Origin of the sequence: Cytobacillus gottheilii (assembly GCF_900166665.1) — a bacterium.
GTDB classification, from domain to species: Bacteria; Bacillota; Bacilli; order Bacillales; family Cytobacillaceae; genus Cytobacillus; species Cytobacillus gottheilii_A.
On record NZ_LT800494.1, the window covers coordinates 3885748 to 3910056 of the forward strand.

The 24309-nt window shown below is 39.3% G+C and carries 22 protein-coding genes, 2 pseudogenes and 1 riboswitch; of the genes and pseudogenes, 12 read left to right on the plus strand and 12 right to left on the minus strand.

Translation table 11 applies throughout. From position 1 onward, the window contains the following. Positions 1-34 precede the first annotated feature (34 nt). Complete coding sequence (locus tag B7E07_RS19200; protein WP_080848429.1) at positions 35-451, plus strand: MarR family winged helix-turn-helix transcriptional regulator; 417 nt, start codon at positions 35-37, stop codon at positions 449-451. A gap of 13 nt (positions 452-464) precedes the next feature. Next, positions 465-1655 carry an MFS transporter gene (locus B7E07_RS19205; protein WP_139785668.1) on the plus strand — a complete coding sequence of 397 codons (1191 nt, stop codon included), beginning with the start codon at positions 465-467 and terminating at the stop codon, positions 1653-1655. A 646-nt stretch (positions 1656-2301) separates the two neighbouring features. Here the strand turns inward: B7E07_RS19205 and motB are convergent. Beyond that, on the minus strand, positions 2302-3126 hold the full coding sequence (motB, locus tag B7E07_RS19210; RefSeq protein WP_080848431.1) for a flagellar motor protein MotB: 825 nt from the start codon (positions 3124-3126) through the stop codon (positions 2302-2304). Continuing rightward, entirely contained in the window at positions 3119-3913 is a 795-nt protein-coding gene (gene motA / locus B7E07_RS19215) for a flagellar motor stator protein MotA (protein WP_080848432.1), read from the minus strand. The genes motB and motA overlap by 8 nt, the downstream gene beginning before the upstream one ends. Before the next feature lie 221 nt (positions 3914-4134). Between motA and B7E07_RS23835 the strand changes: the two genes are divergently transcribed. After that, on the plus strand, positions 4135-4296 hold the full coding sequence (locus tag B7E07_RS23835) for a hypothetical protein (RefSeq protein WP_176215250.1): 162 nt from the start codon (positions 4135-4137) through the stop codon (positions 4294-4296). 11 nt (positions 4297-4307) lie between these two features. Continuing rightward, positions 4308-5018, plus strand: coding sequence for an alpha/beta fold hydrolase (locus tag B7E07_RS19220; RefSeq protein WP_080848433.1), 711 nt, complete (start codon positions 4308-4310; stop codon positions 5016-5018). A 345-nt stretch (positions 5019-5363) separates the two neighbouring features. Here B7E07_RS19220 and B7E07_RS19225 read toward each other — a convergent pair whose 3' ends face one another. Beyond that, positions 5364-5738 carry a DnaJ family domain-containing protein gene (locus B7E07_RS19225; protein ID WP_080848434.1) on the minus strand — a complete coding sequence of 125 codons (375 nt, stop codon included), beginning with the start codon at positions 5736-5738 and terminating at the stop codon, positions 5364-5366. Positions 5739-5879: 141 nt separating this feature from the next. Here B7E07_RS19225 and B7E07_RS19230 point away from each other — a divergent pair, with 141 nt between their 5' ends. Beyond that, positions 5880-6071, plus strand: coding sequence for a hypothetical protein (locus B7E07_RS19230; RefSeq protein WP_080848435.1), 192 nt, complete (start codon positions 5880-5882; stop codon positions 6069-6071). 54 nt (positions 6072-6125) lie between these two features. On the opposite strand, the gene hutH is transcribed toward B7E07_RS19230, so the two are convergent. Together hutH and B7E07_RS19240 are read right to left on the minus strand one after the other, a co-directional pair. Beyond that, positions 6126-7622, minus strand: a complete 1497-nt coding sequence (hutH, locus tag B7E07_RS19235; RefSeq protein WP_080848436.1) for a histidine ammonia-lyase — start codon at positions 7620-7622, stop codon at positions 6126-6128. A 231-nt stretch (positions 7623-7853) separates the two neighbouring features. Next, positions 7854-10046 carry a DNA topoisomerase III gene (locus tag B7E07_RS19240; protein WP_080848437.1) on the minus strand — a complete coding sequence of 731 codons (2193 nt, stop codon included), beginning with the start codon at positions 10044-10046 and terminating at the stop codon, positions 7854-7856. A 166-nt stretch (positions 10047-10212) separates the two neighbouring features. On the opposite strand from B7E07_RS19240, the gene B7E07_RS19245 reads away from it, so the two are divergent. Both B7E07_RS19245 and B7E07_RS19250 read left to right on the plus strand, forming a co-directional pair. Next, on the plus strand, positions 10213-10794 hold the full coding sequence (locus B7E07_RS19245) for a GNAT family N-acetyltransferase (RefSeq protein ID WP_080848438.1): 582 nt from the start codon (positions 10213-10215) through the stop codon (positions 10792-10794). A 30-nt stretch (positions 10795-10824) separates the two neighbouring features. Further along, positions 10825-11610, plus strand: a complete 786-nt coding sequence (locus B7E07_RS19250) for a MerR family transcriptional regulator (protein WP_080848439.1) — start codon at positions 10825-10827, stop codon at positions 11608-11610. A gap of 89 nt (positions 11611-11699) precedes the next feature. Here the strand turns inward: B7E07_RS19250 and B7E07_RS19255 are convergent, their stop codons facing one another. Next, positions 11700-12161 carry a hypothetical protein gene (locus tag B7E07_RS19255; protein WP_080848440.1) on the minus strand — a complete coding sequence of 154 codons (462 nt, stop codon included), beginning with the start codon at positions 12159-12161 and terminating at the stop codon, positions 11700-11702. A gap of 367 nt (positions 12162-12528) precedes the next feature. Next, on the minus strand, positions 12529-13146 hold the full coding sequence (locus B7E07_RS19260; RefSeq protein ID WP_080848441.1) for an HAD family hydrolase: 618 nt from the start codon (positions 13144-13146) through the stop codon (positions 12529-12531). Between the two features lie 535 nt (positions 13147-13681). Here B7E07_RS19260 and B7E07_RS19265 point away from each other — a divergent pair. The 4 genes from B7E07_RS19265 to B7E07_RS19280 all read left to right on the plus strand — a co-directional run bounded on the left by B7E07_RS19265 (position 13682) and on the right by B7E07_RS19280 (position 17960). Beyond that, a complete protein-coding gene (locus B7E07_RS19265) occupies positions 13682-14686 on the plus strand; it encodes a TRAP transporter substrate-binding protein (protein ID WP_080848442.1) in 1005 nt (334 codons plus the stop codon). 17 nt (positions 14687-14703) lie between these two features. Beyond that, positions 14704-15246, plus strand: a complete 543-nt coding sequence (locus B7E07_RS19270) for a TRAP transporter small permease (protein ID WP_139785669.1) — start codon at positions 14704-14706, stop codon at positions 15244-15246. After that, positions 15243-16538, plus strand: coding sequence for a TRAP transporter large permease (locus B7E07_RS19275; RefSeq protein ID WP_080848443.1), 1296 nt, complete (start codon positions 15243-15245; stop codon positions 16536-16538). Before B7E07_RS19270 ends, B7E07_RS19275 begins: the two co-directional genes overlap by 4 nt. A 189-nt stretch (positions 16539-16727) precedes the next feature. Then, positions 16728-17960 (plus strand): aminopeptidase, encoded by a 1233-nt coding sequence (locus tag B7E07_RS19280; RefSeq protein WP_080848444.1) that lies wholly within the window; start codon positions 16728-16730, stop codon positions 17958-17960. 215 nt (positions 17961-18175) lie between these two features. On the opposite strand, the gene B7E07_RS19285 is transcribed toward B7E07_RS19280, so the two are convergent. Both B7E07_RS19285 and queF read right to left on the minus strand, forming a co-directional pair. Then, positions 18176-19309 (minus strand): hypothetical protein, encoded by a 1134-nt coding sequence (locus tag B7E07_RS19285; protein WP_080848445.1) that lies wholly within the window; start codon positions 19307-19309, stop codon positions 18176-18178. A 557-nt stretch (positions 19310-19866) separates the two neighbouring features. Then, complete coding sequence (gene queF, locus B7E07_RS19290; RefSeq protein WP_080848446.1) at positions 19867-20364, minus strand: preQ(1) synthase; 498 nt, start codon at positions 20362-20364, stop codon at positions 19867-19869. Positions 20365-20460: 96 nt separating this feature from the next. Next, a riboswitch (PreQ1 riboswitch) is annotated at positions 20461-20507 on the minus strand. A gap of 244 nt (positions 20508-20751) precedes the next feature. On the opposite strand from queF, the pseudogene B7E07_RS19295 reads away from it, so the two are divergent. After that, a pseudogene (locus B7E07_RS19295) lies at positions 20752-21186 on the plus strand (peroxiredoxin-like family protein); the annotation flags it as partial. 306 nt (positions 21187-21492) lie between these two features. Here B7E07_RS19295 and B7E07_RS19300 read toward each other — a convergent pair. From B7E07_RS19300 to B7E07_RS19310, 3 genes and pseudogenes are all read right to left on the minus strand, one after another. Continuing rightward, positions 21493-21780: a hypothetical protein gene (locus tag B7E07_RS19300; RefSeq protein ID WP_080848448.1), complete on the minus strand. Its 288-nt coding sequence runs from the start codon at positions 21778-21780 to the stop codon at positions 21493-21495. Positions 21781-21801: 21 nt separating this feature from the next. Continuing rightward, a pseudogene (locus B7E07_RS19305) lies at positions 21802-22527 on the minus strand (5-formyltetrahydrofolate cyclo-ligase). Positions 22528-22968: 441 nt separating this feature from the next. After that, entirely contained in the window at positions 22969-24309 is a 1341-nt protein-coding gene (locus B7E07_RS19310; RefSeq protein WP_080848449.1) for a TldD/PmbA family protein, read from the minus strand.

Here is a 24309-nt window from a genome sequence, read left to right on the forward strand (position 1 = left end):
TTACCTAGGTAACTATTTTGCAGAGGGTGAACAGATGGACAACAGCAGTGAACTTTTTCATGGAATAAATCAATTTTCACGCCATTTTTCTAAGCTTCTAAATGAACGATTAGTTCCTCTAGGACTGTATTCTTCCCAATGGAGTATTATTTATCTCCTGCACACAAAAGGACCTCAAACACAAAAAGAAATCGCAGCCTATTTAGCGATTGAAGCTCCTTCTATTACAAGAGCAGTCGCTAGATTAGAGAAGGCAGGCTTTATTGAAAAAGCACAAGGAATAGATAAACGCGAAAAAAGAATTATGCTTTCAGCTGAGGCGATTGCTAAATTTCCAATCTGGCTTGAGGAGATCAAGGCTTGTGAACAGCACGTTTTATCCCATTTAACTGAAGATGAGTTTCAAACTGTGCTGAACATTGTCCATAAAATGAACAGCACTTTACTGTAAGAAAAAGGAGGACATCATGAAAAAACCTTTATGGACTAAAGATTTTTTAGGCATTTCATTTATTAGTTTTTTTCTATTTATCGGGTTTTATATATTGCTGACTGCACTGCCGCTTTTTGTTTTAGATGACTTACATGGAACTGAAGCAGATGTCGGTTTAGTCACAGCTTGTTTTTTAATTTCAGCTGTACTCTGCAGGCCGTTCACTGGAAAGTGGATTAATGGAATCGGCCGCAAGAAGCTATTATTGATTTCGTTATGTATTTTCCTAATCAGCTCTATTTTGTACTTATTAGCGGATTCCATTTCCTTTTTACTGGCACTTCGCTTTATGCATGGCATTGGATTTGGGATTGCAACAACAGCCACCGGAACCATTGTTGCAGACGTAATTCCAGACGAACGCAAAGGCGAAGGACTTGGGTATTACGCGCTATTTATGAATATCGCCATGGTGGCAGGACCATTTACTGGCTTAACCATTATTCGTTCCTTCTCCTTTGATGCACTTTTCATTCTTTGTGCAATCATTTCATTATTGGGTCTGCTGCTTTTATTGATTGTAAAAGTGCCAGAGAGAAAGCCGCTTCAACAGGGTAAGGAAAAATTATCTTTTGCGAGCTTTTTTGAAGCATCAGCAATTCCTGTTGCTATTGTCGGCGGGATTCTTGCATTTGCCTACTCAGGAATTCTTTCATTCATTTCCGTTTATGCGACCGAATTAGGTTTGCTGAAAGCGGCAAGTTTCTTCTTTGTCGTGTTTGCTGCGTTTATTATTCTTTCTCGTCCGTTTACAGGAAAATGGTTTGATTTATATGGCTCTCATAAAATTATTTATCCTGCCATTGTCATTTTTGCAGTGGGAATGTTTGTTTTAAGTCAGGCTTCTGGAGCTTTTGTCTTTTTATTAGCAGGAGGATTAATTGGACTTGGCTTCGGAACTCTTTCACCAAGCTTGCAAACCATAGCCATCAATCGGGCAGCCCCTGAGAAAAGAGGCTTAGCAACCTCCACTTTCTTCACGTTTTTTGATTCAGGTTTTGGGATTAGTTCGTATGCGCTCGGAGTCGTTGCAGCTTATATGAGCATTGGCAGTTTGTATAGTATTCTTTCAATTGTCATTCTGCTAACGATAATTCCTTATTATTTCCTCTGTCATGCTAATAGCGGACGGCAAACGCGGCAGGCCGACATATCAGTTTGATCTGACTAGCGTACGGTGGAGCTAAACCACTTTTCAGTGAATCGTTTAAATAATTTTAGTAGCATGTATAAAAATTTCTTTATTTTATGGCAGCACTAATAATGAACTAGCTCCTTTCGTATTATAGCTCTGATTTGGTTCTGCCAAATTAACCTACGTGTTACGAAAAGGGGCTTTTTCATTTTTAAGCCTTTATAATACTTTAATTCGAATATTCCTAATCTTACTTTTCTTAGGTAAACTTGGCATCGTCCTTCCCTTGAATTTCTCGTATGGGACAATTGTGCGCCGAGCCTTCACTAGAGTTTAAATATTAGGTTATTTTCGCATACCGTTTTGCTCTTAACTTACATATACAAGGATTTCCACTTTAGAGTACTCGCTTTCCGGCGGGGCGGGCGCTAAGCCTCCTCGTCACTTCGCTCCTGCGGGGTCTCAGCTTCCCACTCGCCTGAGCAGGAGTCTCGCACTCTTACGTTTCAATCAACAGACAATGCACTAACCCCTCTTAGAGAATGACTTTTAAAACAATCATTCAAATAAGAGCCTAAATTTTCTATACAAAACAACAAAAAGACCCGAACAATTAGACAGATCTCACTTAAAGTTCTGCTAATGATTCGGGTCTATTTATTTCCTGGAATACTCATGTTCCAGACTCTGCTGTTCTCGGCAAAATTAAGATTTCGACTCTGCGGTTCTTGGCTCGTCCGTCTGCTGTGTCGTTTGCTGCAGCAGGCTGGAATTCTCCAAAGCCTTTGGCACTAAACTTGCCTGGGTCGAGTTTATTATTTTCTAAAATAAGTTTCATAAAGTTAACGGCACGCATTACGCTAAGTTCCCAGTTCGATGAAAATCGCGCATTACTGATGGGGACATTATCCGTATGACCGCTAATCATAATATTTCTTGGCGGATCCATTACGAGCAGATCAGATATTTCTCCGGCCACATCATAATCCTCTCTTCTGACGTCCGCACTTCCCGACTGAAACAATACGTTATCACGAATCGTAACAAGCAATCCCTCTGTTGTTAAGGATGTTTCAAGTTTATCTGTTAAATCATTATTTGTAATATACGAGTTCACTTTTTCTTGAAGAGATGATAGTGCTTCTTGGTCCGCTTGTTTTCTCAGTTCTTCATTAGCCAGCTGTTCAAGTGCCGCTTGTGCCTCTTGATCCTGCTGTTCCTGTTCTTGCCCACTTTCCGGCAGATTATCTTTGCTCACATCAGTGGCTTCTCTTTGTCCTTCAGGTATGGGGCTGGGAAATTCCATAACCCCTGTTCCTCCGGTAAACACATCATTAAACGATTTTGAAAGCTTTTGAAATTTTTCAGCATCGACAGAGCTCATTGCAAATAGAACGATAAACAGCGCAACAAGCAGTGTTAATAAATCCGCATAAGGCAATAACCAAGATTCATCTACATGTTCTTCATGATGCTCTTTCTTTTTTCTTTTACTCATTTGCAGTCACACTGCCTTCATCGAGGATTCTTTTCCTCTCACCAGCAGGAAGATAGGAAGCAAGCTTCTGCTCAATCACACGTGGAGCTTCTCCTTCCAGTATTGACAAAATCCCTTCAATCATCATATATTTTTGCTTTGCTTCCAGCTTTGATTTACGTTTTAATTTGTTTGCAAATGGGTGCCATAATACATATCCAGTGAAAATCCCCAATAGTGTTGCAACGAATGCAGCACTGATTGCGTGGCCTAGTGAATCTGTATCACTCATATTTCCAAGTGCTGCAATTAATCCGATAACTGCTCCAAGTACCCCGAGTGTAGGAGCATACGTACCAGCCTGTGTGAAAATTTGTGCTCCGGCCTGATGTCTTTCTTCCATCGCTTCCACTTCTTCACTTAATACATCCCGAATATAGTCTGCACTTTGACCATCAACAGCTAAAGAAAGACCGTTTTTTAAGAATTCATTGTCTACTTCATTCGTTTTTGTCTCAAGTGCAAGCAAGCCTTCTTTTCTAGCCAGCTGAGCCCATTCAGAAAACATTTTAATTAATTCAGCTTGGTCAATTGCCTTTTCTTCTTTAAAGATCACTCCGAATAATTTGGGAATTTTTTTCACTTCACTTGTCGGAAATGCAATGACCACAGAAGCGACTGTTCCAAGCATAATAATTAATAAAGCAGCTGGATTGGCGAGAACGCCTGGGCTTACGCCTTTGAACACCATCCCAATACCAACCGCGACTAACCCTAAAATTAATCCAATAATTGTTGTTTTATCCATATGTGCCACACCTATTCATTAGATTCTCTGTTAACATGACTTTCAACCTAGTAAACTCCCATTATCGGTAAAATATCCAGTCATACTCCCTATACTATCTATTTCGACATTTTTCTATTTTCCTTTAGCAAATTAGTGCATGTTATAGAAATTTATTTATCTTAAGTGATGGAACATAAAGCTTTGATGCTTTAGTATAAATATGGAAAGGATGTGTGCTTATGAGCCCTATTGATGCTTTATTAAATCTAATATTATTTGTCATCATCATTTATTTAATTTCAAGAGCTGCGCATCATTTTACACATACCAAAAGAAAGCTCCATGAACTGGAACAGAAATTAGATGATGTATTAAAACGATTGGATGGAAAAGATTTATAGGAGGTTGAAAAATGATTTTACATACAACCATTTCAGGTGATGGTGAGCCCATTTTACTTATACATTCTGGCGGGATGACAAGTGTGAGTGAGTATCAGGAGCAGAGTGAATATTTTTCTGAAGAAAACTATAAAGTCATTAGACCAGATTTAAGAGGACACGGTAAATCTGTAGGAACACTGGAGAATTTTTTTAGCGCTTGTGTGAAAGATCTATACGATACATTAAACCATTTACAGATTAAACAGTGCCATATTGCCGGAGTTTCTGTAGGCGGTATTGTTTCCCTCATGTTTGCCAAGGAATATCCTGGTATGGTCAAATCACTCTGTTTTTCTGGAGTATTTCCAGTAAAGCCTGAAAATTGGGCTGAGTCATCGCTTGAAGAGGCAGAACATTATGAAGACTTATTTAATAATAATGAAGCTGTTGCTTATTTAAATGAGATCCACGGAGAGAATGATTGGAAATCACTTCTTAGTTTTATGGCAGAGGAGGATTTTTATCCATTTGAACATACAGGTGATGTATCTGCATTGCAAGTGCCGACCCTTTACGCAGTAGGAGAACAGCAAGAACAAGAGATATCCGCTGCTATAACTTACAAACAATTAAATCCAAATATACATATTAGCGTAATCCCATTTTCTGGTCATTTGGTGCATCGGGAGCAGCCTGACTTATATTCCCAAGTACTACATGCATTCATTAGAAATTCTTAACGAGGCTGGGACATAAGTATTTAACACACTCATAGAACCGAATGGTTAGGTAGTCGTCTTACTAATCATTCGGTTTTTTATGATTAGTAAATATATTTTATTAACATGAGTGAAATGGAGCGGAGGCCCCTCGACTCCTGCGGGCAATAGAGGAAAGGGTGCGACCCCGCAGAAGCTTTTGCTTTGAGGAGGCTCAGCTTGTGATCCCACGAAAAAACAGGGTCCGCAGCGCAATGGAACGGACTTGTTTAAATTGAATATTCGTGTTTTGAAAGATTAATTTCGTTTTGTCCCAGCCTCTATTTTCTTTAGTGTTTAGCTCTGTCGGCGAGCGACCAAGCTTTTTTACAACAATCTATTCTGAATTTTATTCTCATAGTTTTTAAAGACAGCGGAGTTTGTGTTGGTTTTCCTTTTGGAAAGAATGCGGTTATAGTGGAGCAGTTTTTCATTGACCTTTTGTTGCAGCTGTCGTTTTTCTTCAGGGTCTTCGCAAAGTTTTATAAGATCTTCGATTGATTTAATTTCATTTTTTAAGTCGTTTTCTTCGGGGGTGTATCCTGCGTTTTTTAGAATGCGATAAGCCATGCGCATGCTTTCTGGCACTGCTGCTAAATCATCCTTCGGCAGCGGTTTTCCATAGCCAGGCAGGTTTTCAAATTCTTTGTCCCTGTATGCTTTTTTAATTTTATCTTCTGCAATAATGGAAAATAAGTCGATTGTCCTTCCCTCCCATTTATTTAGTCTTCCCCTTTATTATACCCAATTATTGTAATGATCGATATGCCTATATTTGTACATAGTGAGGCTCCACTAGGAAAGAATATGTGATGAAGCTGATATATGGAAAGGAGCCAAACAATGGGTCGCGGAGAACATTTTAATCATAAAAATAAGCATCATCCAGGAGATCTGCCTGCAAGTGCTGAACAAGTTGAGCGCCACACAACTGAAGCTCAAGAGGATGAAGAATTTATCGTTGTTCAGGAAGCATTTAAAAATCGCTTCGAGGAAGATGAAGCGAAAGTGCTTGAAGCTCGAGCGAAGCAATAACAGTCAAAGCCTGCAGAGCTGTTGTATCATTCTGCAGGCTTTTCAGTAAATGAATTATAACACAACTTCTTTGTGATTCGTTTTTATCCATGCTGCACACGCATCTATATCATGCGCAAAAATTCGGTCTCTCGTAATGGATGGAACTACATTCCGTGCCTGTTCAAAATATGCCCTTGTTTTCTCTGCCAGCTTTTCGATTCCTTTGAATTCTGCAGCCTGAAGTGCACAGATTAATTCAATGGCGAGCACCTTATTTGTGTTTTGAATAATTTGATATGCGTGTCTTGATCCAATTGTCCCCATGCTTACATGATCCTCCTGATTGGCCGAAGATGGAATAGAATCCACACTTGCTGGATGGGCAAGTGTTTTGTTTTCAGACACAAGAGAGGCAGCACAATATTGCAGAATCATTGCTCCAGACTGCAATCCTGGCTCTGGGCTTAGAAAAGCGGGCAGATCATTAAGCTGTGGATTAACAAGCCTTTCAATTCTTCTCTCAGAAATATTGGCAAGCTCTGCAACAGCAATTTTCATAAAATCCATTGCAAAAGCAATTGGCTGCCCATGAAAATTGCCTCCTGAAATCACCTTCATCCCATCGTCAAAAATGAGCGGATTATCGGTTGCAGCATTCATTTCAATCTCCAGTTTTTCTTTTACATAATCTAACGCCTGCCACGAAGCTCCGTGTACTTGTGGGATGCAGCGAATCGAATACGCGTCCTGCACCCGGATTTCACCTTGTCTGGAAATTAGCTTACTCCCTTCTAAATGCTCTCTCATTCTTCTTGCTACATCTGTCTGCTGCTGGTATCCCCTTGCCATATGAACATCTTCATCAAAAGCATCGATAATGCCATTTAACCCTTCCATGGTGATTGCTGCAATAATTTCCGACTGCAGCGCCATTCTTTCTGCTTCCAAATATCCGATGACGCCCATCGCAGTCATCGCCTGTGTTCCATTAATAAGAGCCAATCCTTCCTTAGCCTCTAACACAAGCGGGGCTATGCCTTCTTCCATTAAAGCGAGGGACGAAGCCTTTCTTGTTCCTTTATGATATACCTCGCCTTCTCCAATTAGAGCAAGAGCCAGATGCGACAGAGGTGCCAAGTCTCCGCTTGCACCAAGTGAGCCCTGCTGAGGAACAACAGGATGAATTCCATGATTCAGCAGCTTCAGCAGAGTATCAATCACAACTGGCCGTACGCCTGAAAATCCTTTTAATAATGCATTGGCCCGCAGTAGAAGCATCGCTCTTGAAACGGATTCAGGAAATGGGTCACCTGTACCACAGGCATGTGATCGGATTAAATTCAACTGTAGTTCCTTTACATCTCCTTGATGGATCAGCACATCACTGAATTTGCCAAACCCCGTATTAATGCCATATACAACTCTTTGGTCCTCTACAATTTTTGTCACAGCATCATGGCTTCTTGCGGCTTCTGCCAAGCTGACTGGTGAAGCAGACACTTTCTCTCCTTCAAAAATGATTGTAGCTGCCTCCTTCAAGGTTAAAGAATGCCCTGTCAAAATAACCATTTTATTCCTCCTCATTCTGTTAGCAGAGTAAAGAAAAAGGCTGTATCTCAAACGAGTGTTTGAAATACAGCCTTTTTTGCTTGTATGTTTACGTTCTGCATATGATTCATCATCAACAGTCCCATAGCTATAAATTTTCTGAATATACACTTATATTATCGAAGCTACAGCCGGTCTGTCAATTATTTTTCCATATTTTAGCATATCAGCGAATTATCAGAGTAAAGGATTTTAGTCGTCAAACTTGATTCCTTTTAATAAATCAGCAAACGCGTTGTTGATTGGTTCTGTTTCTTTTTGCTGCTGTTTTAAATATTTTTGAACAGTGCGTTTATCCGCTTTTCCTCCTGATTCTTTTTTCCGTCTTTCTTCAAAGGAGGAGAGTTTTTCGCGATAGCCGCATTTACATGCAAAAATCTGCCCTTTCCCTTCGCCGCGAAGTTCCATTTTCTTTTTACATTGCGGACAGCGGGCATTTGTAATTCTAGAGACATTTTTACGGTGTCCGCATTCACGGTCCTGGCAGACGAGCATTTTGCCTTTTTTGCCATTCACTTCAAGCATCGGCTTGCCACAGTCTGGACAAGATTTGGTTGAGATATTGTCATGCTTGTATTTTTTCGTACTGTTTTTAATATCTGAGACAATTTCTTTTGTATGCTTCTTCATTTCATTGATAAACACGTCTTTTTTCAGCTTGCCTTTGGCAATCAGCTCAAGCTTTTGCTCCCACTGTCCGGTTGTAGCCGGTGATTTTAATTCTTCTGGGACAAGGTCAAGCAGCTGACGGCCTTTTGAAGTAATAAAAATATCTTTTCCGCCCCGCTTTTCGATTAAAAAGGAGTTAAAGAGCTTATCAATGATGTCCGCGCGAGTCGCTACTGTTCCTAGTCCTCCAGTGGATTTTAATGTATCTGCTAACTTTTTATCGTTGGTTTCCATATACTTCGCCGGGTTTTCCATTGCTGATAGCAAGGTTGCCTCTGTAAAGCGGGCTGGCGGTTTGGTTTGTCCAGAGGTTAGAGAAATCAATTTTGTTTTAAGGACATCGCCTTTTTCAATTCTCGGCAACAGCTGTTCTTTCACATCATCTGTTGCTTCATCATCATCAAACCGATTTTCATATACTTCTTTCCAGCCTGCCTCTAACACTGTTTTCCCTTTAGCAATAAACTTTTCTGCTCCAATTCTCGCCTGCAGTGTCAATTGCTCATACTCATGTGCAGGGAACAGAACAGCCAAAAACCTTTTTACAACAAGGTCATATATTTTTCTTTCTTTATCGGTAAATGCTGAAAAATTCACATAGCCTTCTGTTGGAATAATCGCATGGTGATCACTCACTCTGCTGTCATCTACAAATGCTTTTGTTGCTTTAATCGGTTTTTTCAGCACTTTGTTTGCAAGCGGGCGATATTCTCCTACACCGCATGCTTTTAACCTTTCAGGAAGGGTGCTGACAATATCGGAAGAAAGGTAACGTGAATCTGTTCTTGGGTATGTTAATACTTTGTGCTGCTCATAAAGCTTCTGCATGATATTAAGTGTTTCTTTGGCAGAGTAACCAAAAATTTTATTCGCATCACGCTGCAATTCGGTTAGATCGTATAATGCCGGCGAAAATGTTTTTTTCGCTTTTCGGTCAATGGACCCTACTTCCGCATCCTTACGCCCGAGCGATTTTACGATGGATTCTATTTTATCTTTATCAAAGCTGCGGCTATTGCCGTTAGAACCCTGCCATGTTAACACAAGGCCATCTGTTGAAGCTTCAATTCCGTAAAAAGTCTGCGGTTTAAAATTCTTGATCTCATCTTCTCTCGATGCTACGATCGCAACGGTTGGTGTTTGCACACGTCCGGTGTTTAGCTGCGCATTAAATTTAGTCGTCAATGCACGTGTTGCATTTAATCCGATATACCAGTCTGCTTCAGAGCGTGCTACGGCTGCTGCGTATAAATTATCATAATTTCTTCCTGGTTTTAAGTTATTAAATCCTTCTCTGATCGCTTTATCTGTAACAGAGGAGATCCATAAACGTTTAATTGGTTTATTAATTTTTGCTTTATCAATGATCCAGCGCGCCACTAATTCTCCTTCTCTTCCTGCATCTGTAGCGACAATAATTTCTTTAACATCACTGCGGTTTAACTGTGTTTTTACTGCATTAAACTGTTTGCCTGTCTGCTTGATGACCACTAATTTAAGACGCTCAGGGAGCATCGGCAAATCTTCAATCTTCCATGATTTGTATTTTTGATCATAATTTTCAGGATCTGCTAATGTCACTAAATGCCCTAGTGCCCAAGTTACGATATATTTGTCGCCTTCTAGAAATCCGTTTCCCTTTTTTGTGCATTTCAATACATTTGCGATATCACGGGCAACGGACGGTTTTTCAGCGATGACTACACTTTTTGCCATTTTTTCCGAACTCCTTTACTAGCTGTGTAAGGTCTAATATACCATACATTGCATGAAAAGTTCGTATGTCCATCTCCACCCGCTAGAACAGTTCTTGTTGACCTTAGAATCACTAGAAGGTTTATACTGTCGTTACCGAATAATTAATAAAGGAAGTTGGATATATATGATCAGAACTATGCAAGCAAAAGATTCCATGGAAGCTGCAGCTTTATTATGGGAAATATTCGAGGATATGGAGCTTCCTTTACTGAAGGAAATTCCGCAATCCAAATTATTAGAAATGGTCGCAGAAGCAGCCGAAGACCCTGACTACCGCTATGGTGTGAACAGGGGGTTAGTGTATGAATACAATGGGGTAATAGCCGGTGCTATTTTTGGATATCCTGCGCTGGATGAGCCTAGTATTGATGAATCTTTTAAAAACGTTTTACAGAAACATGGGTACGAATCAAATTTGAATTTGTTTATAGATCAAGAGGCACTTCCAAATGAGTGGTATTTGGATTCTATTGTCGTCAATAAAAAATTCAGAGGAATGGGAATTGGAACCACTTTACTAGAGGCTATGTGTCAAACCGCATCTGATGCCGGTTTTGAAAGAATAGGATTAAATGTAGATGTTGCGAATCTAAAGGCAAAGAAGTTATATTCTTCTATAGGATTTAAAAAAGTTGCTGATATTACGTTAAGCGGCCATCACTATGAGCATCTGTGTAAACCGTTAGAAACTCACGTAAAAGCTTAAATTACCTTACTTTAGTCTGGAGCAGGAACCATGAAGTGGAAAATAAATGAAATAGCTCGTTTGTATGATATCAGTTCCCATACATTACGCTTTTACGAAGAACTTCAACTTGTCGTCCCTCATAGAGGAGAAAACAATTATCGTATCTATACAGAAGAACATCTGCAGAAATTAAACATTATCCGGGATCTTAGAAAATTCAACATCCCCTTAGAGCAAATTAAAGATTATCTGGAGAATCGTACAGTTGATAAAACATTAAATTTATTAAAAAGACAGCAGTCTTTTATTCAACAAGAAATCCTCTTATTACAAGAACAGCAAAACCGCATTAACGAACGCATTAACTTGTTTACACATAGCACTGAAGCAAGTGAGGGTGAGTGTATTATCCTTGATCAGCCAGATCGCTATGTTATTGCCAGTTCTGATAAACAGATAGAAAGTGCCAATATCGATTTTGCCTTAAAAGAATTATATAAAGAATACGAAAAAAAGCTTCCCCACTTAGATCAATACCTGTTTGGAAGCTTTCTGTATGCTCTTTCTGATTCTGCCATACATCATAATGTATTTTATTTTCTCGAACAGAATTCAGCTAATTATACAACGCTTATTCCAAAAGGCCGCTATGCAACAATACACTACAGAGGCAGTTATTCCAAAACACATACCTATCTTTTGAAGTTAACAGACTACTTAACCAAAAAACATTATGTGCTGGATGGAGATTTTTTCGAGACCTATTTAATTGATTTTCATGAAACAAGCCTTGTTAACCAGTATGTGACCAGGATCGAAGTGAAGATTAAATGAAGCATCCATCCTTTTTTGTCACAGCCATACTGTCAAGAAGCTAGTCAGCCTTCTTGGCAGCAATGCTTAAGATGAACGATCTCCCTTATTTAATAATCCATTGTTTCTTTAAACATAATACCTGCATATCGATAGTTGATCGTTAAAGTATTCAGTGGTTCTTTGGAGTGAACGGTTATTCCATAAGAGAGTGTATCTTGATCCCTGTTATTTATTCTTTCCTGTATGCCCGAACCTGCAGGAAGAATTGTTTCATTTAAATCTGTAAACCTTTCCCCATTCTCACTATCAAAAGTAATATAAAATGCTTCGTCAGCATTATTAGGAATTACTTGCATTTGGACTTTCTCTGGTTCCTTATCATTTATTAAAACACCTGTAGGCTGAAGGTTAAAAAAGCCTTTATTCCCCACTTCGATTAAATACATATCGTTATCTGCTCCATGACTCAATGCACCGACATCTAATGGCGGATTAAACAGCAGATAGGCATAAAAGACAATCGCTCCCACTATAGCACCGCTCGGTATAAGAAACCATTTTTTCTTCATAAAACCACCTCATGATTATGAATTTACATAATGTAACATTCCTTCTTATACGCATGAAAGAGAATAATGGTTTCATAAACATGGTTTGAAGACTAGAACATTCCCTAAAAATTGAAACCAGCTGAAACGATCCCGTTCCATTTCGCTGCGGACCCTCGCTTTCCGCGGGGAGGAAGCTGAGCCTCCTCGTCACTGTCGCTCCTGCGGGGTCTCACCCTTTCCTCTACTTCCCGCAGGAGTCGAGGGTCCTCCGCTCCATTACACTCAAGTTTTTTTAAATCGAGTGGTTAGAAAGATATACTCGCTGTTCATTCGGAAGTCTAATGAATTGAACCCTTATATCCCAGGTCTTTATTTACAGTATATTTCAGTATAACTTCAATAAATCCTCAAATTCTTCGATTACTTCATCATATTCGCTTACTTCGCCAAATCCATATTTGGCATATACAAAAGGAATTTCTGCGAATCTGGCTGCTTTTAAGTCACCGTCTGTATCTCCAACATAAACTGGGTTTGATAACTGATTTCGTTTTATGATCAGTTGAATGTTCTCCCCTTTTGAAAGACCTGTTCGGCCTGGGTTTTCAAAATCAGTGAAATATTTTTCCAGTCCATGATATTTATAAAAAGCCTCTATGTAACCATCCTGACAATTGCTGACAATGAAAAGTTTATACTTTTCCGAGAGTTGCTTTAAGACGTTTTCGACATTTTTGTAAGGAACACCGCCATGTTTTTCTATATAAGTATTTTCCACTTCAAAGCATTCTTGTAAAATTTTCTCCCGTACTTCATCATCTAGATCAGGAAACAATCTCTTAGCAATGTCATCCATCTGCAGGCCCATTACTCCTTCAAGGTCTTCCCGAGTTAAGTCCTCTCGAATCTGGTTATTTGTTTGTATTACATTGTTCCAAGAAACCTTAATTGAATCAACAGAATCCCAAAGTGTTCCATCTAAATCAAAAATAATACTGTCCATTTTTCTCATACCTCTCTCAATAAATTATAATCTCTCTTCATCGTAAACGATTTCCGAAAAAATGGGAAACATCTTTGCCTATCGTATCGTTTTCGTTTACCAAGCAAAGAGGTCTAACATAAATTTTATTCTAAATAACAATGTATTCATTCCTCATTTACTTTTTATATTGATTGTTTTTCCTTCAGAGAATAATTTTATATGATTACGCAAGATAGTATTTTAACTATACTAAATATTTAAAATATTATATGACAATTCCTAATTAAACTATTAAAATGGAGTGATAGATATATACTTCTAATCTCTGTGCATGCCCTCCTCGATTCTAATTTGTTTCAGTACACGAATTTTTGGGAATGTTATTCCTACATAATTAAGTTTACATTTGATTCTTATGTCCCCATACCACACTTTACGATTCTAGCATTAAGCAGTTCATACTAATGACCAACCGGTTAGTCTACTTCTTTGATGATCGGTCTTCTAGAAGGTTTCTAAATTATTAAAATCTATAACTAAGGGAGGAGTATATATGAAAAAGTTTATTACATTCAGTATGATTCTTCTGTTATTGGCTGGCGTAATTTCCGGCTGTGTTGCTAAGGCCGCAGAGGAAGAAAGCACCATTACGATGAGACTTGCCCATAATCAAGGAGAAACGCATCCCGTACATAAGTCACTGGCCGAGTTCGCTAGACTGGTGGAAGAGAAAACAGATGGCAGCATCAAGATCACCCTTTATCCAAATGGACAAGTAGGCAGCGAACGGGAAGCCGTTGAATTAACTCAAACAGGTGCAATTGATATTGCAAAAGTAAGTTCAAGTACACTTGAAAACTTTTCTGAAGTTTATTCTCTTTTCAGTCTTCCCTATCTTTTTGACAGCCAAGAACATTACTATCAGGCAATGAACAGCGATATTGCTAAAGAAATCTATCAGACGACTTCTGATATAGGGTTCAGCGGTCTGACATTCTATGATTCTGGCACAAGGAATTTTTATACTGACAATGTAGAAATTACCCATCCTGATGATTTAAAAGGTTTAAAAATACGCGTACAGCCAAGCCCTACATCAATAAGAATGGTGGAACTTATGGGTGGCTCACCTACTCCGATGCCATATGGAGAGGTGTATACCTCATTACAGCAGGGCGTAATTGATGGAACTGAAAACAATGAAACAGCATTAACGGACAGCAATCATGGTGAAGTAGCGAAGGAGTACAGCTACAGCGAGCATGCGATGGTGCCGGATATTCTGATCATGAACAACAGCAAATGGGACCAATTGAACGCCAAACAGAAAAATGCGATCGCTGAAGCAGCTGAAGAGTCGACGGCCTTTCATAAAGAAGTTTGGGAACAGGCAGTTGAAGAAGCCATTGAAGGAGCAAAAGATAAGGGTGTAAACTTCAGCACTCCTGACAAACAGCCATTTATGGATGCTGTCCAGCCGCTTCATGATGAGTTCTCTCAAAAGAAAGAAACGGCAGAATACTATAAAGAAATCCGCGATCTAGTGGAAGAAGATTAACTGGGGAGGTAGTTTCATTGCACCAGATTCGAAAATGGATGAATAAAGGAATCGCATTTATCACCTGTACATTATTGACGGTCATGGTCTTTATGGCCGTCTGGCAGGTTTTTTCCCGATACGCATTAAATTCTCCAAGTACGATATCCGAAGAGTTTTTGCGCTATGCATTAATTTGGCTTTCAATGCTCGGTGCTGCTTATGCTTTTGGCAGCAAGAAACACCTGGCAATTGAACTATTTGTTTCTAGACTGACACCTGACAAAGCGATGCCTGTCAAAATCATTGCTGAGGGAATCGTACTGCTGTTTGCCATAGTGGTAATGATCATCGGCGGAACACAAACTGTCAGCCTTGCCATGAATCAATATTCGGCAGCATTAGGCATACCTATGAGTGCGGTCTATTTTTCTCTTATTGTCAGCGGTATATTGATCTCTATCTATTCAATCATGTCAATTTATGAAATCCTAGCCAAACAGAAGGAACAAATGTACGCTGAAGAAATAGAAGCAGTTGAGACCCTTCACCATCAAAATAAAAAGGAGGGTTTACATTGACGCTAAGTGCTGGATTGCTATTGTTGTTTCTATTTTTTCTTCTATTATTGATTGGTGTTCCAATTGCTATTAGTATTGCTGGAGCATCCATCCTAACAATGCTGATTCTATTTCCGTTTGATGTAGCTGTGTTTACGAGTGCACAGAAATTGGTATCGGGACTAGACAGTTTTTCGCTTCTTGCCATTCCATTTTTTATTCTATCCGGAATCATAATGAATAATGGCGGAATTGCGATCCGGTTAATTAACTTAGCAAAAATTATTGCCGGAAGAATGCCTGGCTCACTTGCACATACGAATGTGGTTGGAAATGCACTATTTGGCTCCATTTCAGGCAGTGCAGTTGCTGCTGCAGCTGCTATTGGTGGCGTTATGTCACCGCTTCAGGAAAAAGAAGGATATGATCGGACTTATTCTACTGCGGTCAATGTAGCATCAGCTCCAACAGGGCTTCTTATTCCCCCAAGCGGATTACTGATTGTGTATTCCCTTGTAAGCGGCGGAACTTCTGTAGCAGCTTTATTTATTGCCGGCTACCTGCCAGGAATCCTTTGGGCTATTGCCACCATGATCGTAGCGTATGTTATTGCAAAGAAAAAGAACTATCCGGTTTCAGAGAAAATTTCATTGAGCGAGAAATGGAAAGTATTTTTGGATGCTATTCCAAGCCTGCTGCTAATTGTGATTGTCATCGGCGGGATCATTGCTGGTATTTTCACTGCAACAGAAGGCTCGGCTATCGCGGTTGTTTATTCATTAATCTTATCGATCTTTTATCGTTCATTAAAATTAAAAGACATACCAAAAATTCTCATCGAAACAGTCGAAATGACAGCAATTATTATGTTGCTTGTAGCCGCATCTTCCATTCTATCCATAGTGATGAGTTTTACAGGGATACCGGAAGCTATAACATCTGGAATTCTTGGTTTGACTGATAATCCTATTTTGATTTTATTGCTCATGAATATCATTCTACTGTTTATCGGAACATTCATGGATATCACACCTGCAGTCCTTATCTTCACGCCAATTTTTCTGCCGGTCGTTAATACATTGGGAATGGATCCTGTACACTTCGGAATTATGATGTCTATGAATCTTTGTATTGGAAGTATTACGCCTCCAGTAGGAAGCGCCTTGTTTGTTGGAGCAAGTGTAGGCCGGGTGAAGATTGAACAGGTAACCAAACCGCTTCTGCCTTTCTACGGAGCGATTATTGTTGTATTACTCGCTGTCACCTATATACCGCAGATCACCATGGTTCTGCCGAATCTGCTGGATTTGTAATATTGACATTTCGCACATGTTAAGGAACTCTTCAGACGGCTGTCCAGTATTTGGACAGCCGTTTATTCATTTCGTTAGGCTCTTATCCTTAGCGTTTATTGTTTTATTGATTCCGCTAAACGATTTTATTTATTTTTTTATCATTAAAGGCTACAATAAGGAAAGATTCTGACAAAGGAGCCAATACATATGACAAACTTTCAAACTACGTTAGAGAAGTACGCCGAACTTGCTGTTAAGGTTGGGGTAAATGTTCAAAAAGGACAAAAGCTAGTGATCACAGCTACACTGGATGCGGCTGAATTTGTACGCATTGCTGTAAAGAAAGCTTATGAAACAGGTGCAAAAGAGGTTATTGTGAATTGGAACGATGATGCGGTTACACGGACAAAGTATGAGCTTGCTCCACTGGATGCCTTTGAGGAATATCCAAAATGGAGAGCAGAGGAAATGAAGGAGCTTGCTGAAGGCGGCGCTGCCTTTATGTCTATCGTTTCTTCAAGCCCTGATCTTTTAAAAGGTGTTCAATCCGAAAAGATCAGCACATTCCAAAAGGCTTCCGGAAAAGCAATGGCGCCATTCCGCAAGTATATTCAATCCGATAAGGTCAGCTGGACTGTAATCGCTGTGCCATCGCAAAGCTGGGCAAATATGGTGTTCCCGGAGGCAGCTGAAGAAGAGCGTGTAAGTCTATTATGGGATGCCATTTTCAAGGCGACTCGCTCTGATTTAGACAATCCTGTTGAAGCATGGAAGCAGCATGATGAAACACTGCATACAAAAGTAGACTATTTAAACAGCAAACGTTATAAAAAACTGCACTACACAGCTCCTGGAACTGACTTAACAATTGAATTGCCTGAGAAGCATATTTGGGCAGGAGCAGGCAGCATCAATGAAAGCGGCAATGAATTTATGGCCAATATGCCTACCGAAGAAGTATTTACGGTCCCTTTTAAAACAGGTGTAAACGGCAAGGTTGCCAGCACAAAACCATTAAGCTACGGTGGCAATATCATTGACAACTTCACGGTTTATTTTGAAAATGGAAGAATTACAAAGGTAGAAGCTGAACAAGGGGAAGAAATTTTAAAGCAGCTTGTTGATACTGATGAAGGCTCTCATTATCTTGGCGAGGTCGCACTTGTTCCGCATAATTCACCTATTTCACAATCAAACCTGCTTTTCTATAACACATTGTTCGATGAAAATGCATCCAACCACTTAGCAATCGGCAGTGCATATGCTTTCTGTATTGAAGGAGGCAAGCAAATGTCCAGTGAAGAACTTGCCGAGCACGGCTTAAACGAAAGCTTAACGCACGTTGACTTTATGATTGGATCTGCTGAGATGAATATCGACGGCATTACAGCTGACGATCAAGCTGAAGCAGTCTTCCGCAATGGAGACTGGGCATTCTAAAATACACGGATAAATAAATAACCAATACGGAAGGCTGGCCATGATGGAAATCATTGTGGCTGGCTTTTATTTTGTTTTGTTAAGCTCTTTTCTTTTCCCATTGATCCTTAAGTGATACAGAATAGCAAAATAGGCCTCATGTTCATTCCTACAGATATCTTGGTATGACAAATAGCTCGGACTTCTCATCTGTCCGAGCCATTTTCACCATTTTATTATCGTCTTTTTAACCGCAGCCATTTCACCTCATTACTCTGGTCTGCTACCGCTTCAATTTGATACTTTTCCGTATTTAAATAAATGGATGTACCTGTATCGTTTTTCGATGTTTCTCCAAACTGCCTAAAGATCTCTTCAGCATCAGCAAGTGTTGTTCTTAAACGATCGCCAGGAATTTCAGCCGCTGTTACCTTGCTGTCTTCCGCATTATAATAATAGGTGATTTCAGGATACATGACATACGGCCCATCCTCTTTCACACCTTCTTGCATATAATTAGGCTCAGACTTTTTAATTTCTTGAATATTGGTGCCAAGCGGATATGGGCTGCCTACTGGAATGCCTTGTTTTGCTTTTGCCAAAAGGTCTGCATTCAGATCCAAATCTTTAAATGGATAATAAAAGGCATTCTTCTCCCTTAAGCTATTTAACCAGAAAGCGGCTTCCTCTTTATCTGTAATCGTTTCTTTGTCTTGTTCTACTAATTTTAGGGTCTCTTTTTCAATGCCCCACGTTGTAAATTGAATGGAATCTGAAGAGCTGACTCTTCTTATTGTCTGAATATATTTTTGGTTTATGTTTCTAATTTTAATATCATTTAAAGACTTAATATCACCTTGGCTAATCAGCTTTAATTCTCCATTGTCAATTCCAGTAAATAGGTATTGGGTATGTACCTCATCACTTTGCTCTGCCACTGCAAATATGGTTTTGTTCCCTACCTTTAAAGGATAAATTTGCTCATCATTACCTGTTTTAAAAGTGAAAATTTCTTCAGCTTTTAACACATTTTGTTTATAAGCTACCGTTGAATCTTTTTCAGCAAGGTAAAATGCATAATGTCCAGAATAAAAGACGTCCTTTTTCTCCGCATTTTCTGCATAAACAAACACATTATAATTATAGTCCGCATCTTTAACTTCATATTTGAAAAGGGATTCTTCTTTGAGCGTAACCGTATCCATCTTTTCTTTGCCTTCCGTAACCACTGCAGGTACAGCCTTTTCCGCTACCGCTTCATCTTTTGCCTCTTCAGTTTCTGAAAGTGTCTCAGTTTTAATTGACGCGATTGTGTCATACGAACATGCAGTCAATAATAATAAACATACTGTTATATAGAATTTTTTCATGATAGTCTCCTAAAAAACACCGATTCATATTTTAGCAATCTCATAAATATATAGTCACAGAGATTTAACCAACTATCAGTGTAACAAATGGACAATCAATTAACAAACCCATTTATTACAAAGATTACAAAAGACATATAAATTTTTCATCAAAATGTTAAATCAAGGCTGTATTCTCAAACTTTGTTCCTTTTAACTTAAATGAATAAATATTCCCACGCCAGAGTACTCACTTTCCGTTCGTGCAGATGCTGAGCAGGAGCAGGAGTCTCGCACGTTTTCAACAATAGGCATCGCACTAAAATACCTTTTATAATGGGTGACTAATAAAATTGTTCAAAAAAGATCCTAAAACAAACATGTCTCATTGTGTTGGTTTACGGGGACTCCCCCTTTCTTTTATAGCCCGCAGGATCCGGGTGTCCAACGCTTCGTTACACGTGTTATTAAAATTAGGATCCAGAAGGAAAAAAAAATCCAAACAATTTAACAGAGTATTAACCTTCTGCTAATTGTTTGGATTTATCATTCATGTGCTGGTGTTGAACCCTTTTTAATTATCGATTATCAATTGTCTCTGGGTAAAGGTCATGGTTCATTAATCTGAACTCAGCCATTTTTTCGTATTTTGTGCCAGGTTTTCCATAGTTTGTGTATGGATCAATGGAGATGCCGCCTCTTGGCGTGAATTTGCCCCATACCTCGATGTAGCGCGGGTTCATTAATTCAATTAAGTCGTTCATAATGATATTCATACAGTCTTCATGAAAATCTCCGTGATTACGGAAGCTGAACAAATACAGTTTAAGCGATTTGCTTTCCACCATTTTTTCACCTGGAATATAGCTTATATAAATTGTCGCGAAATCTGGCTGTCCTGTTTTTGGACAAAGACTCGTGAATTCTGGACAGTTGAATTTTACAAAATAATCACGGTTTGGATGCTTATTATCAAAGCTTTCTAAGATATCTGGGGAATATTCAAATAGATATTGTGTTCCTTGATTTCCCAGCAGGGTTACCCCTTCTAATTCTTCATCTTTTCTTCCTGTCATGCTAGTGCCTCCCTTAGATTGCATTTCATGCTGGAATGAGGGAATTGAATATAAAAAAACCATGCCCTCCATGGACATGGCTGAATGCAATTCATCCGTTCCATAGTTTTTTATAGAGGGTAAGTGCTATGAACCTCTCTCATTTTGCGTGAAACGCATATTTTAAAATACCATTATAACTATAAAAAACTTTCTATAGTGTGTCAATCACTTCAAAATGTTTAATAATAACGGTATGATAGACTAATCTATTCGAAAGGTGGTATTTTCATGAATTTTCTGCTTGAAAGAACAGATTCTGAAGAAAAACTCTCTCTAGAAGCATTGATTCAAGGAAAACCAAGTGTTGTGGTGTTTGTGCGCCATCTTGGCTGACCTGTCTGCAGGCAGTATCTCACGCAGTTGCGTGAGCATTATCATGATTTTTCTAATCGAGGCTATCAGCTGATTGTTATTGCACCTTCTAAAGGCAGCTTTATCAACATGTTCTTAAAAGAGTTTGGTCCTTATCCATTTCCGATTTTAGGCGATCCTGCAAGAGAAGCCTACAAAGGAATGGGACATAAGACAATGCCAAAATGGAAGCTGCTCTCCAAAGCTGCCTTTGGTTTTGTAACCGGAAAAGTGAAAGGATTTGTCCCAGAAGACGAGAGGCAAAAAAAGTTCGTTATGGAGTCAATGAAGACACAGGACGTTTATATTCAAGGAGGAACTTGGGTTTATTCCAGTTCCGGTAAAGTTCTTTGGAACCACATAGATGAATCGCCTGAAGATCATGCACCCATTGCAAGAGTGATTGGAATTTTGGACAAACATAATTAAATTTGTCGAGATATGTTTTAAATCTATAATAGGTGGTAAACAAATAGTGCAAGGCCAAAACGACTTGCAGAAGGGACTGGTTCACCTTGAAGAACATAACAGCGACTTCAGAATCTTGTCTTGGCATTGCTTTGGATCAAGGAGGGTTTGCAGAGCGCTCGATAGGCACTCTCGTCTTTAACCGATATACTTAAAATCGGACGGCCTCAGTAAACGTACCTTGAATGTCCGTTATACGGACCAAAAAGGTGCATTCCCATAAGCGGAATGCACCTTTTTATATGGTTATTAGCTATTTTGAGCATTCTACAAGCTCGCTTTTATTTTTATAAAGTGGTCAATAAACTGTGAAGGATTTTGTTTCACATAAAAAGCATTTACTCCGCTCTTTGTATGTAAGTAAAGCAAGCCCGTGTCTGTGCTTGTGCTTTTATAGGAAACATCCCAAACGTCATCCATATAATGAACATGAAATTGTGTCTCAATGCGATCTTCATATAATAGCAGCGAAAGTTCTTCTTCAATGATCTTCTGCTCAGTCCATGTAATTTGCCTGCTGACTTTAATATAAGGATGCTGTGCAATAATACGCAACAAATCACTCCTCTGTGTCTATCATTTCCTATTCTGAATTAAGTCCCATATTTCTCTTAATACCGGCATCTCTTCCATCTCTTCATCTGTAACAAGGTCCCATTGAATTCCTTTCGGCTTTTCGTATGGAGAGTTCGTTTCAATTAGTCCCTGTTCAGTGGCAATCCAGTCTACCGTTAAGTCAAAAGGATCACGGGGAATATTTTCATTCGTTATTTGAGCGCTATGCACTGTTCCAATTATGGGTATTGCAGGATTACCCAGCTCTCGTATTATCGCATATTCCCGGTCCGCATATCCTTCTCCTTTGCCCACACGTCTGCCATCCTAATGCAAAGCGACAGAGCCGGCAAAAAACAGATCGATCTGCGGCATTTCGGATAGAGGTATTTCTTTTCCGTACTCCTTTATATGAGAAAGACTTGCTGCACGTCTCTCTTCACCGTGAGGAACCCATTCAGGTTTTACCATAATAAAACCTGCCTTCAGTCGCGGCGTGGGTACAAGCAGAGTTTTGCCATCCTTCAATATTTGCGTGCGAATCGGCAGCTGTGGCGAATCCGGATTTACTTTTATAATCTTTGCTTCTTTATATAAGGGCATTTCTTTAATAAAGCCCGCAGCTTTTTCAGCTCCTTTAAAATTGGGAATCCGGTTTTTCAGCGGAAATGGAAATCGTCCCAGCTTTTCTTCCTCTAGTTTATTCCAGATTGTTTCTCTTATTTCTTTCTTTGAAACCAATGTCATCACCTGCCGCTAATCAATCTACCTTCCTTTAAGATACTATAATACGTTATATCCATTCTCATTCCAAAAGAAAACCTAATGATGGAGAGTTTATTTTTAATAGAGCAGTTGCCTAATCAAAGTGGAATATAAGAGGAGATATATGATTCGAAAAAAAAATGGGGCTGGGAAACAAGTATTTAACAACCATATAACCGAATGGGTAGGAAGTGATTCTTGAACTGCCCCGTAAATGTTAGAAGCCACACTAACATTTACGGGGTGTTTTTTATTTGTTATTTTAAAATGAGTGAAATGAAGCGGAGGACACTCGACTCCGAAGGGAAATAGAGGAAAAGCTGAGACCCCGCAGGCGTGCCGAGGAGCTCAGCTTCCTCCCCTCGGAAAGCGAGTGTCCGCAGCGCAATGGAACGGACTTGTTTCAATATCCAAACCATTCATCTATTCAACCGTCACAGACAGCTCTTTAATCAGCAGTGATGGCGAACCAAAGGCCAATGAGAAGTCTAAGTCTGAACCAATTTGTTCAATCTGCTGAAGCAAGTCAAAAAAGTTCCCTGCAACTGTCATTTGTTTTAGAGCTGTTTTAATTTCTCCATTTTCAATCAGAAAACCGCCTGCTGCAATGGAGAAATCACCAGAGACAGTATTGGTTCCAGAGTGAAGACCCGAAAAAGATGTGACCAAGATACCTTCATCCACTTGAGCTACCAGATCAGGCAAAGCTTTCTCGGCAGGCATGATATAAAAATTAGATGGTGCGACTGTTATGGTTCCTTTAAATGAGGCTTTATATGCATTGCCAGTAGACTCCACTTTATCCTTTTTCGCCGTTAAGCTATTATGCAGGAAGGTAAGGAGATCTCCGTCCTTGATGACATCTTTTTTCCTTGTTGCATAGCCTTCACTGTCAAAATTACTGCTTCTAACTCCATCCTCGTAAAATGGATCATCAACAATATGCACATGCTCTGCCGCTATTTTTTCTCCTAATTTTCCCTTTAGCAGGGATTGGCCCTTCTGTATATTCTCAGCAGAAAAAATCGGCGAAAATGTTTGCAGTAAAGCTGCAGCAGCTTTATTGCGCAGGATAACAGAATAATTTTTGCTTTCGGCCGTTTCTGCATTTAGCTTAGACAAAGCCTCTTTCACCGCATGCTCCGCAACCTCTTTTGCTGCTAGTGACTGGTAGTTTCGAGTGACACATGAAAACACTCCATTTTTCACTTCTTTGCCTTGCTTTACAATGACTGATAGGGAGAGACCAATATGATTCATTCGATCTTTAAGCTCCAAACCGTTGGAATTCACTAGTCTTTTTTCCTTTTCTGCACTGCTTAAAGATAGTGTATTTGTGCCGGTTACGCGTTCATCAAAAGCATAAACCTCTTTTTCTATTTCTTTTAAAAACTCTATTTTTTCCTCAATTGAAACATCGTTTAACTCCTCAGAATAAAAGCTATAATCTTCATACTTTACTGATCCTTTAAAAATCTCTTCTTGAACATCTTCTTCCGTTAGAAGAGAATTCGCTTTTGCTTCATGAACTAAATACTGAACCGAAACTTCATCTGTGTTTTCTGTATAAGCATAGCCCATGTTTCCGTCCATTTTGCCACGAAAAGAGACGCCTAATGTTTCAGAAGTTTGATACGAATCAATCTCTCCCTTGTATAACTTACAGCCTAAACTTTCTACTTTCTCAGAGTAGATCTCCATATGCTCGAATCCAAGCTGTTTTCCAAGTTGAAAGACTTTTTCCTGAAAATCTTCTATTCTCAT